Genomic DNA, 11930 nt, shown 5'->3' on the forward strand with positions numbered 1-11930 from the left:
TGAGAATATACAATAGCGTTCACTCCTTGACAGATAGCTCTCACAGATATGGTGAAAGTATCTGACTACCCGCCTTTCTTTATCGATCGGTTGTATTATAGAAAATTTTATCGGAATTTAAAATATAGCAAAACTTTGAATTTTAGAAATTTTTATTGACTAGCCTCAGTGAATACAGCATCATACTTTTCTAAATTCGAAAAAGAAGAGTTCAATTAAATGAAAATTCTAATCCTAGTTTCTATAACCCTAACGGCATTAGCTAATTGCAATTCCACTTCTGAGAAATCTCAGATTCCGTTGGGTGCGAATATTCAGAAAATATCATCAAATCCTGAGCAATATAAGATCATTTCCACTGCAAAGGCTGCTGAAACTACTTTAGAAAGACGAAATTCCATGATCATGCAGAGATCATCTTGTGAAGGAGCTGATCTATTAGCACGAGAGAAACTAAAAGAAGTAAGTCAAGACCCGAAGGATTGGAAAAGCGCAACTGTAAAGACGAGTGAGAAGATTTTCTATCAGGGCGAGTTTTGTTCAAAAGAATTTCTATTTACACCTGGTAAATAGTCATGATTCAGAAATTATTTATTTCCTTTTTCATTTGTTTATGCATTCTACCTAATTTTCTCGCGAAAATCCAGGCACAATCGAATTCAAATTTGATTATTCTTGGTGAATTCAAAGGAATTCAGAATCAGGAACCGAGTATTACGACTACATTGACTAAACGAGTGACAGATTCGCTTGAAAAGGATAATTTTTCCGTCAAAGAAATTCCCTACAACCAGGTCAAAAATAATCTTGAATATACAAAAAGGCAGACAGCCCAATTTTATATAACAGGATATTATAATAGAAGTAGATTCGGAAACCTTGAAATATTCGCACAGATTTATAATCCTGAGACAGAAACTTTAATTGATGCATTGAGTATATCTGATGAGGTATTGAAAATTGAAGGTCTAGCTATAAACGATGCTGACGTAAAACAATCTGATGAAGAAATAATAGAAAAATTTGTAAAAAGATTAAATATTAAACTAAAACTCAATCCTAAAAAACAGGAAAGAAGAGAAGAGATCAACGAACATGTATTTGGAACTAAGATCAATAATAAAGAAGAATATCCTGTTGCAAAAGAAGATATCTCCAAGGAAGCGAGTCAAGTTTTTAAACTTTTGGAGGAAATAGAAGTTGTTTCCGCCACAAAAACTAAAGTAAAAATCATTGAAGCTCCGGCTGCCGTTTATGTTGTAACGGCAAAACAAATTCGTGAGCGCGGCTACAGAACGTTATCGGATGCTTTGCATCATTTACCTGGATTTGACTTCCAACACAATTACGGAATTTTTCCAGAGTTAATACACCAACGGGGATTAGTTGGAAATAATAACAGAACCAATATCTATATCGATGGTATCCAAGATAACAATATCAATGAAAATGGTTTTCTTGCAGGTTCAATTCGATTCCCGTTGATGAATGTTGAACGAATCGAAGTTGTATCTGGACCGGCATCTGCCCTTTACGGAGCGAACGCTTTCAACGGTATCATCAACATTATCACGAAAGATGGGAGCACGTCACCTGGCAATCATGCTGAATTTACCTACGGAAGTTATGAAAGCAATTTCAAAAATCCAGGTGCTTCTGCCAATTTCTCAGCTCGAGGTGTGTCTGAATCTGGCGGGATTCAATACAGCATAGGTGGATACTATTACAAAACGCAAGGTCCAAATTTTGGAGGAATAGGAAGACTTGATGGTGATGATCCTGTCGAGAACAAACTCTGCGGTGGTCAATGTATTTCTGATGGGAATGGTTTAGGATACTATTGGTCACCAAACTACAATAATTCGAAAGAAGAAACATACAATGTTACCGCCAAGTTCAAGATGAAAAATTTCCGATTCCAAACTATCAATTGGAAATATCATCAAGGTGAAGGAACATTTGCGAATGGTAACCAACAAATTGATTTCAAACAGCGAGGCCTTGAAACAGGCAAATTTGATGAGAGAAATACTGCTAGGTTACTTGGAATTCTAAATGGAAATGCAAGCCCAGAAGGATTTATTGGTTCCAATTGGGATTTCCAAAACAATGCAGTCACAATGGGCTATGATCTACCTCTTACCGATAAGTTGAGCCTTGATTCTGAAGCTACAGTTCGTCATACATCGATTATGTCATCAAGCAAAGAATCCTATCCAAATGATACATCGACCAACCCACAGTATAGAACTGGGGATTTCACAATTGCAGAGAATTACGCAAGACCTGATTATGCTTATCAGCTAGAAGAGAAACTTTTCTATAATCCCAATGAATATATGTCTACAGTTGTTGGTATCGTTGCAAGGCATTTTGTTGTTGCAAAAGGCTATGGAACCTACGAGAGAGTGAACATCAACAACTTTGCTGGATATATTCAACAGAGCATCCGAATCTGGGAAAAAGTCACTTTGTTAGGTGGTATACGTCATGACGAAACATCAACTTATGGTGGAGCAACCAACCCAAGAGCAAGTATTGTTTATCAACCAATAAAAGAATTATCTTTTAAGGCTTTGTACAGCACGGGGTTTAGAGAACCTACAGTTTTTGAGCTTTTCTCGCAGACTTTGCAAAGAAAAACAAACCCTGATTTAATTCCAGAAACATTGGTGACTAAAGAATTAGGAATGAGTTATATTCTTTTCAAAAAATTATCTGGATCCATTCATGCTTTTGAGAACAAAATTGAAAATCTTATCATTGAAGTAAGAACAAGAGACGACTTGGCTATCAATGGTGTAGAACCTACTGCAGGCTCTTGGAACCAGAATCAAAATTTAGGTGAAGTTAAGATTAGAGGTTTAGAATTTTCTAATAATACAAAGATCACAGATTGGTTAGATGTTTTTGCTAATTATACCTATACCCGTGGAGAGTATATAAATCTTCCATCCAGCCTACAAACTTCTCCAAGTACTCGAGGTCGCGAAGGAGATAATTACGGTGATGATATCTACTTGGCAATTTATGAAGAATTGACTGGAGATAAAACTAGTCCGACAAAAGGACCAGTTCCACATATTGCTCCACATAAATGGAATGTGGGATTTACTTACCATATCAATAAAAATGTCTCCTTCTTCTTGAGTGGAAGTTATGTTGATGTGCGAAGAAATATATCCACTAACCCTAATAATGCTGTTGGAAGCTATACGATGATGAAGGCGAATTTTCGTTGGGAAAATTTCATATTCGAAGGACTCTATTTCAATGTTCTTGTAAACAATGCGACCAATGATTTGTTCTTTGATCCCGGAATTAGAAATGCTGCAGGTGGCTATTATCCAACTCAACATCCGCTAGAACGAAGAAATATTTGGATCACTCTTGGTAAGAATTTTTAGACAAATCCAATATTAATGGACAATCATTCTTGACATTTTGATTTTTCAGGTTCCACTGACAGAGATTGGAATTTAAGTTTATGTCGAGGTATCATGAATCCATTTTTGAGTGCTGAGCTAGGCGAATTCGTAGGAACTCTTGTTCTTATTTTATTAGGTAACGGTGTTGTAGCTGGTTGCCTTTTAGAAAAATCGAAATCCAAGAACGGTGGCTGGATTGTGATCACTGCAGGATGGGCCTTCGGTGTAATTTTTGGAGTTTTCTCAGCGAAGCTTTTCGGAAGCAATGATGCCCATTTGAATCCAGCAGTTAGCATAGGTTATGCGATTTTTTCCAGTGACTATTCAAAACTCATTACTTATATCCCAAGTCAAATTGCTGGAGCCTTCGTTGGAGCAAATTTAGTCTATCTTCAATATTTACCGCATTGGAAAGAAAAAAATGACCCCGGAGCAATTCTTGCGATATTTTCAACTGAGCCTGCAATCAATCATAGTTTCTCCAATCTAATCAGTGAGTTTATTGGAACTTTTATTTTGATCATTGGTATATACGGAATTTATAATGCGTCAATTCCAGATCTCAATCCTCATTTTGGAACATTTCTAGTTGGTCTTCTGGTCTGGGCGATTGGTCTTTCATTAGGTGGAACAACTGGATATGCGATCAACCCAGCCAGAGACTTAGGTCCAAGAATTGCTCATAGTTTTCTACCTATTCCGGGCAAAGGATCATCAAGATGGACATATTCTTGGATTCCAATACTTGCACCAATTCTTGGTGCGATCTCTGCAGGAATATTGATTCTCTCGCTTAAACTCTAGCCAAATTTTTGTAGTTTTTTCCTTGCAAAGCATATCAGAAGAATGTAAAATTAAAGTAGCGAGTAAGTTCTGATTGACCGTATCATTTCTAATGAAACGCAAAATTCATACAGAACGATTCTCGGAGGTTTATCATGAAAATCACAAAAATTCTTATATCATTATTGATTATACAATCCCTATCATCTTTTTCTTTTTTATTTGCGCTCGATCAGAGTACAAAACTCAGACTTATGGAAGAAGCCCTGATTGAATCGGCAATAACGCCTGAACAAAAATCGGCAGTTGCAGCTTACATGAATAAAATTGCCGAAGAAAAGTTAGCCTTAGCTCAAAAGCTTCGGGAACGTGCAAATAGTCCTCGTGCAGGCAAAGTCGCTTATAAAAATGCGGAAAGAAAAGAGCTCATTCGCAAGGCTGAACGTTTAGAATCAGAGGCAAAAAGATACAAAGATTTTTGATAATATTCAAATAGTTTTATATTCTACTTTTGATTGTTTTTGCGGCTATATGAGCGGTCGTCCATGCATTTTGAAAGTTGAAACCTCCTGTGATTCCATCGACATCCAAAACTTCTCCGGCGAAGAAAATTCCAGGCACGATTCGACTTTCCATTGTTGAAAAGTTTACATCCTTGCGATGAACACCTCCAGCTGTTACAAATTCTTCTTTGAATTCACCCTTTCCAACGATCTGAAAAGTAGCACTTTGCAATTGTTCGGCGATAGACATTAATTCTTTAGAAGAGATTTGATTCCAGATTTTCGTGCTGGAAATTTGGCAATATTCCAAAATTGAATTCCAATATCTTTTCGGAATCTCAAAGGGAGAATTCTGCAATCCTTTGCTATTCAATTTTATTTTATGTTCCTCTAGTATTTTTTTGGTTTCTTGCAGATTGCATCCTGGCAAAAAATTGATTTTCAATTCTGCATTATAGTCGCAAGCAAATAATTCCCGTGCAGCCCAAGCTGAAAGTCTTAGAATCGCAGGCCCACTCAGTCCCCCGTGAGTAATTAATACAGGTCCGATTGCAGATATTTTGTATTTAGGAAGACTAACTTCTGCCTGCGGAAAAGCAAGTCCGCTCAGATCTTGGATGCGGTGATCTGTAAATTTGAAAGTAAAAATGGAAGGAACAGGATCGATAATTCTATGACCCATAGCCTCAAGCCAAGTCCATACTCGCTTCGAAGATCCTGTAGCGATAACAAGATATTTATACGATTTGGTTTCACCATCCTTCCAAGTGAGGTCAATCATATCAGTTTCGGAATTCTTATGAATCGAAATAATTTCTTGATCACCGAGAATTTGAACCTTGTGTTTCTCAGCTTGAGAATACAAACAATTGATTATTGTTTCGGAAGAATCTGTGACCGGAAACATTCGTCCATCAGATTCGGCTTTTAATTTAACTCCATGTGATTTAAACCATTCTATTGTTTCTAGGGCACCAAATTCTTGCAATGCCCATTGCAATTCTTTCGATCCTCTCGGATATCTCTTGCTGAATTCAATCGGATCCATCAAATTATGAGTTACGTTACATCGTCCACCGCCAGATATTCGAACTTTACTCAAGAAATTTCTTGACTTTTCTAGCAAGCTTACTTCAAAATTCGGATTCTCGGCAATCTTTATTGATGAAAAAAAACCAGCCGCTCCGCCACCTAATACAGCAACACGATTCTTCATTTTTTTAACTCTGAGATTCTCTTTCCAATTGATCTAAGTGACTTCCCGTGCTTGGGATAATAAATTATTTGTGATGAATAGATACCTGTGTGACCAGAACTTATATAAGAAACAACACAGGCTATACCTGCATAGATTCCAATTTCTGTTCCAAAAATCTCCATTGCCATAAGTGTGCAGGCTAACGGTGTATTGGCGGCACCAGCAAAGACAGCAACAAAACCCATACAAGCAAGTAAGCCCATTGGAAGCGGCATAAAATTGGACATTGTGTTACCTAAAGTAGATCCTATAAAAAATAATGGAGTAACCTCCCCACCCTTAAAGCCTGCACCCAATGTAAAGGATGTGTAGATAGATTTGATAATAAAAGAATAAATTGGTTGAATATTCTCGAAGCTATCGGCAATCACATCTATTCCAAGACCCATATATTGATAACTATCTGTCAGCCAAACGAAGGCTGCAAAAGCCAACCCACCAATAAATGGTCGAAACGGAGGATATTTTATAAACCTGGAAAACTGTCCACTCATCCAATGTGAACTCACTGAGAAGAACCTAGCTTGGAACCCAAACACAATTCCTGCAGCAATTGCATAACATAAATATTCTGGACTAATTCCGGGAATAGAATCTACTTGATACATTCGATGTCCAACTCCCCAACTGGTTGTAACCCAATCTGCGATAATTGCTACAAGAAAACTGGGGTATATTGCATCATAGCGCATTCGACCAAGTAAAAAAACTTCCATACCGAATACAGCTCCCGCCAATGGTGTTCCAAATACTGATGAAAATCCAGCTGCAATTCCCATCACAATCAGAATCGACCTTTCCGTTTTTTTGAAACGAATAATATGCGTGAGTTGATCCGCAAGTGATGCACCCATTTGCACCGCAGTACCTTCACGTCCAGCAGAACCACCAAAAAGATGAGTGGCTATCGTTCCGAAAAAAACAAGTGGCGCCATCCTTAATGGAATGATTTTCTTGGAATCATGGATCTCATCTATCAACAAATTATTTCCACGAACGATAGATGATCCCAGATAGTAATAAATAAAACCAATGATTAAACCGCAGATTGGCAAACCCCAAATTATTTGCGGATTAGTTTCTCGATAAACAGTGACCCAATCTAAGGATACCAAAAATATTGCAGAAGCAGATCCCGCAAAGATTCCAACGACGATAGCAATTAAGCTCCATCGAAAGAAACCAGCGAGGAGTTTATATTGAGCCAAGAAATATTTATTATTTTTATTTTTGATAATTTTCATATAAAATGATCAATTGCGAAAAACTAGTCCAATAATCATGACAGGTCTTCATGCATCGTTTAGAAACAAATCTGGAATTTCCATTTTTGTCAAAAATGCAATCAGACCTTTTAGCCTAATCTATTATAAAAAATTTCAATATGCACCCAACAAGAAATTTAATGAATCACTAAAAAAAGGCAAACCTGCAAAAGATAAATATTCTGTTAATATGTTTACCCAAGCCCTTAAAATTTGTAATATTCAGGGAGAATTCACTACGCTTCCATTCTACCATCACAAAAGGCTTCATCTTTCGACTACCATCCTCCGTGATCTTCGTGGTAGCCTTTTTTTTAACCACAAAGGGCACAAAGGTTACGCAAAGGAATATAAGGAATAATTTTTTATGTCATCCCAGTGGAAGTAATAAAATAGAAAATCGGAGATCACATAATTTAAAAAAGAAAGAAGTCCCAATTCTTCACTTTCGATTTGCCTTCTTCCATTCTTCCGCTTTGCGCATAATCTCATATATATCTGGTTCACCTGGCGCTCGTAAGTATGCGCCATGAACAAAACCCTCTTTGCCAGATTCTGTTCTTATCTTAACCCAGGTTGCAGAAATTAAGCCCTCAGGAAAATATTGATGCTTGCCTGTGTCTTCGAGCAGAATTATTTTTTGATTTCTTTGTAATTTATCTAGTATTTTTCCTTCTGTAGATGGTTGGTTGCGAAGATTGGTGTTGCTTCCTGTCACAATATATGAACCAGGAAAGCGGACAGGTATATACCCATTGCAAGTTGTTGAACATTTTTCTTTAGTTTGTTCGACTAATTCAACATCAGAATTTTCTTTTATAAAAATCCTATCGCCGCAGTACTGTTTTTTCATCAATAAAGAAAAGTTGGTTATATTCGACGGTTTATGGAGACAACTAACAATCCTTAATTTTCCGTGTTCAAATTCATAAGCAAGTCCTTCTCTGATCACAATTCCTGTCAAACTATAGTCAAATTTATCAGGAATAAAACTTGCAGTTGAAGTAATCATTTTTAACTCATCTTCCTTGAAATAATAAACCAGAAAGGAGTTTCCATCAAGCCCTTCTACTCGAGTATTTCTGATCCCTATCGAATAATTGATATCCTCTCCTGGGAATTTTTCAGGTCTCATGAACATATAGTATTCTTTATTCTCATAACCCCCACGAGCCGGATTAGAAGTTGAATTCATTAAAACATCTAATAAATGATCGCCGAGGAATATATTAAAATGATTTAATACAGCCTTCCTCTTATAAAAGAGTTCTTTTGTCTGTATCTCGTCGGAATTTATTGGAAAAACAAGAAATAAACCAATACAGGCTAAGGATTTAATTTTAATCCGCATGTCTCAATCCCTCGACTTCACGCATATGCAAGTGATGTCTATGATTCCAGATTTGAGATATAATATTACTATGCATTGCATTCTCAGGGTCAAGTTTTGGATTAGTCGAAGCTGCTGGCTATAGATTTTTTCCACCTGCCCTGTAGTAAGGCTTGATCCAGTTTTGATATTGTCGATTATAAAATAAATTCAATATATTTTCTTTTAAAAACACCTCAGTGACCTTCGTGCTTGCCTTCCTCGCGCCCGGTGGCCAGTTGGGTCTGTCTACCCACCACCAGGGGGTTGGGCTGGTGATGGGCCAAAGCCGTCACGAAGGCAAACACTCCGCTAGGGTTTACGAAATCTCTTGTTAATTTATGTGATCTAAAATTCCAATAAAGCAAAGTTAAATTGGCAAACTATTTCCCTTCGTTCCGTCCAATCACCTAACTTACAAGCATGATTGTCGCCATGCTCATTAGAAAAATTGCGAAAATCTGTCTCAGTCGATCTTTAGGTAGACGATGTGAAATCTTTGCACCAATATAAGCAAAAGGCATACTCGCAACAACCAATCCTGCAACAGCTGGCCAATAGACAAAGCCAGAACTTCCGTCCGGCAATAATTGATTGTTCCAACCGTTATAGATAAAACCTACACCTCCGCTCAGAGCAATAGGAAAACCAATTGCGGCTGCTGTTCCAATTGCCAAATGGATGGGTGTTCGAAAAAGAATGAGATAACTAGAAGTAAAAACTCCTCCTCCAACACCTACCAATGCTGAGCTGATACCGATCAAAAGACCGGTAAAAGATTGGACTGCAAAATGCGGAAGCTTTGGTTCCGGTGAATCTGATGATACAATATTCGCTTTTTCTATATTAGAATCATCAAGAATGGATTTCTTTTTTTTGCTAAAAAGCATTTTAAAAGAGAACAAATAAATAAAAAATATAAAAATATATTTCAATTCTTGACTCTTAAGATTTGCTGCAAATAAGGATCCAAGTAAAGTTCCAGCAACCACACCTGGACTCAAGAATAGAACTACTTTCCATATAACAGCTTGATTGCGATGATGAGTCAATAGAGATACAATTGAAGTAAAAAGTATGGTAGCAAGTGAAGTACCAATCGCCAAATGAAAAAGAATTTCTCTTGAGAAACCCATCTGAACAAAACTAAATGTCAGAATCGGAACCATGATGATTCCACCACCCACGCCAAAAAGACCAGCAAGCAAACCAACCAAAATCCCAGCTATCAAATAGAAAAAGATAAATTCCATAGTATTTATTGATCTCCTTGATTTTTGGATTCCACAATTGGAATTACGGTTTTTTTCTTCCGGCTAATCATCCAGACGCCAAATAAAACGAAAAATGTTCCAAGGATTTGATACAATCCGATATCTTCACCTAACAATATATATGCCAATATGACTGTTGATAGAGGTCCCGCACTCGAAACAATGGACGCCTCGCTGGATCCAATTTTCCCAATACCTGCCGACACAAGATAGCTTGGAACTACAGTTGTAAAAATACCCAATAAAAATCCCAGAAAATAGACATAGGGTGAGAACTCCAAAAATCGACTCCAATCTCGCAAGATGGAAAAATGGAATAAAATGATAACACAAGCAGTTATCATCGCGATCGATGTGAATAGATTGGAACCAAGCTTAGGAATAAGATTTCCTGAACCCATAAGATAGACTGCATAAGTGATTGCAGATAGCAATATTAACGATGCACCTAATGTTACTTTGTCGCCACCTAGTTGAACATCATGGATATAAGCAAGAGCAACACCGAAGTATGTGATGACCAAGGCAAAAACATCTATCCATCGAATTCTTTTTTTATAAAATATAAAATTGAGAATCACAACAAATGTTGGATAAACAAATAGTACCAATCTCTCTAAACTTGCTGTGATATATTGCAACCCGAGAAAATCAAAATAACTGGCTAGATAATAACCTAAGAAGCCATAAACAATCGTCAAAAAATAAAGTTTATAGTCATGCTGAGGTCTTGAATCAGATTTTTTAGAGAATATCCAAATTACGGATGCGAGATAAAATGGAAGTGCAAATGATACACGTAAAGAGAGAGTTTCAATGCTATCCAATCCTTCCAGATAAGCAAGCTTTACGAAGACTGCCTTTGCTGAGAAAAAAACAGCACCTAGTAAAACATAGATTATTCCTTTTGCATGTGAACTCATATCAAAGCAACAACCTGATAATTTCTACAATCTTTTCAGGAGAATCCGCATGTTTGAATAAGTATCTTGTGGTGGTTTTGTCATCCAGAAGATATAGATAGGTTGAATGATCAATTGTGCTATCATTCACCTCATAATGAGCACCAAATAATTTTACTACCGAGTCAATTTGATTTTTATCTCCTACGAGTCCAATAGCGTTCGGATCATAAAAACTAACATAGGATTGAATATTTTTATAATTATCTTTTTTTGAATCAACCGAGATAAATACAATTTGTACCTGATCCGCATCATTGCCGAGTTGCTTCTTAACTTTAGAAAGTTTACTCAGAGTCATTGGGCAATAGTCTGGACAAGATGTGTAACCAAAAAAAATAAGATTGATCGGCTTAGCATTTTCCGATAGTTTCCAATTCTTTCCGTCCATTCCAATTAAGCTAAAATCTCCTCCAATTCCGACAGGTGTGAAATCTTCTTTTTTACAATCAACAGTTGAGAGAAAAAGTATTCCCACAATAACCAAGTAAGATATTCGAACCCAGAGATTTCTTTGGATAAAATCTATATTTCTATCGAATGATTTAAATTTGGTTTTTACTATTGGTTTTTGGATCAATGCTTATGACCTTCGTGTGATTCAGAACCTGTCTGAGAATCCATGGAATTGGGATCCGCAACTTGGAAATCAATTTCTTTTGTTCCCATCTTTTCGAAATTCAAACGAACTTTGAGGGAATCGCCTAACTTTATCTTACGCTTAAGATTGATAAACATCAAATGATTGCCACCAGGCTTCAAAATCAAAGATGAATGAGATGCAATTGGAAAACCTTCATCCACTTTGCGCATCTTCATCATCCCAGCCTCTTCTTTCATGGAATGGATTTCACAGGCTTCAGCCCAATCTACATTGGCGCTTACTAATCTATCAGGTTCTCCATGGTTAGTAATAGAAATATATCCTGATGTAGTAATATTGGTTTCAGGAATCGGACGAATGACTGCTTGATCAAAAATCAATCCATCACCGACTACTGTTTTTTCTGAACAGTTCGCAACATTCAACACTAGGATAAAAATAAAAGCAATTGGAATCATTCTATAGTTAAAGTTCATAATCCTAT

Annotated in this window: 12 protein-coding genes; 5 read left to right on the plus strand and 7 right to left on the minus strand. The window is 36.8% G+C overall.

What is annotated here, in order from left to right; translation table 11 throughout:
• Positions 1 to 219: 219 nt before the first annotated feature.
• The 4 genes from O4O04_RS16815 (at position 220) to O4O04_RS16830 (ending at position 4693) form a co-directional block, all read left to right on the plus strand.
• Entirely contained in the window at positions 220 to 573 is a 354-nt protein-coding gene (locus O4O04_RS16815) for a hypothetical protein (protein ID WP_272532934.1), read from the plus strand.
• Positions 574 to 575: 2 nt separating this feature from the next.
• On the plus strand, positions 576 to 3407 hold the full coding sequence (locus O4O04_RS16820; RefSeq protein WP_272532935.1) for a TonB-dependent receptor plug domain-containing protein: 2832 nt from the start codon (positions 576 to 578) through the stop codon (positions 3405 to 3407).
• A 93-nt stretch (positions 3408 to 3500) separates the two neighbouring features.
• Positions 3501 to 4232: an MIP/aquaporin family protein gene (locus tag O4O04_RS16825; protein WP_272532936.1), complete on the plus strand. Its 732-nt coding sequence runs from the start codon at positions 3501 to 3503 to the stop codon at positions 4230 to 4232.
• Positions 4233 to 4366: 134 nt separating this feature from the next.
• The gene (locus O4O04_RS16830) at positions 4367 to 4693 is read left to right on the plus strand and encodes an LIC_10421 family protein (RefSeq protein WP_272532937.1); all 327 of its coding nucleotides are present in this window, start codon (positions 4367 to 4369) and stop codon (positions 4691 to 4693) included.
• Positions 4694 to 4709: 16 nt separating this feature from the next.
• On the opposite strand, the gene O4O04_RS16835 is transcribed toward O4O04_RS16830, so the two are convergent.
• Entirely contained in the window at positions 4710 to 5930 is a 1221-nt protein-coding gene (locus O4O04_RS16835; RefSeq protein ID WP_272532938.1) for a BaiN/RdsA family NAD(P)/FAD-dependent oxidoreductase, read from the minus strand.
• Positions 5927 to 7216 (minus strand): voltage-gated chloride channel family protein, encoded by a 1290-nt coding sequence (locus O4O04_RS16840; RefSeq protein ID WP_272532939.1) that lies wholly within the window; start codon positions 7214 to 7216, stop codon positions 5927 to 5929. The genes O4O04_RS16835 and O4O04_RS16840 overlap by 4 nt, the downstream gene beginning before the upstream one ends.
• Before the next feature lie 13 nt (positions 7217 to 7229).
• On the opposite strand from O4O04_RS16840, the gene O4O04_RS16845 reads away from it, so the two are divergent.
• Entirely contained in the window at positions 7230 to 7598 is a 369-nt protein-coding gene (locus O4O04_RS16845; RefSeq protein WP_272532940.1) for a hypothetical protein, read from the plus strand.
• Positions 7599 to 7679: 81 nt separating this feature from the next.
• Here O4O04_RS16845 and O4O04_RS16850 read toward each other — a convergent pair whose 3' ends face one another.
• From O4O04_RS16850 to O4O04_RS16870, 5 genes are all read right to left on the minus strand, one after another.
• The gene (locus tag O4O04_RS16850; RefSeq protein ID WP_272532941.1) at positions 7680 to 8588 is read right to left on the minus strand and encodes an SH3 domain-containing protein; all 909 of its coding nucleotides are present in this window, start codon (positions 8586 to 8588) and stop codon (positions 7680 to 7682) included.
• Positions 8589 to 9016: 428 nt separating this feature from the next.
• Positions 9017 to 9859, minus strand: coding sequence for a sulfite exporter TauE/SafE family protein (locus O4O04_RS16855; RefSeq protein WP_272532942.1), 843 nt, complete (start codon positions 9857 to 9859; stop codon positions 9017 to 9019).
• A 5-nt stretch (positions 9860 to 9864) separates the two neighbouring features.
• Positions 9865 to 10803, minus strand: a complete 939-nt coding sequence (locus O4O04_RS16860; RefSeq protein WP_272532943.1) for a DMT family transporter — start codon at positions 10801 to 10803, stop codon at positions 9865 to 9867.
• 1 nt (position 10804) lies between these two features.
• The gene (locus O4O04_RS16865) at positions 10805 to 11422 is read right to left on the minus strand and encodes an SCO family protein (RefSeq protein WP_272532944.1); all 618 of its coding nucleotides are present in this window, start codon (positions 11420 to 11422) and stop codon (positions 10805 to 10807) included.
• The gene (locus O4O04_RS16870) at positions 11419 to 11922 is read right to left on the minus strand and encodes a copper chaperone PCu(A)C (protein WP_272532945.1); all 504 of its coding nucleotides are present in this window, start codon (positions 11920 to 11922) and stop codon (positions 11419 to 11421) included. The genes O4O04_RS16865 and O4O04_RS16870 overlap by 4 nt, the downstream gene beginning before the upstream one ends.
• Positions 11923 to 11930 lie beyond the last annotated feature (8 nt).

This window comes from Leptospira sp. GIMC2001 (assembly GCF_028462125.1).
GTDB lineage: Bacteria > Spirochaetota > Leptospiria > Leptospirales > Leptospiraceae.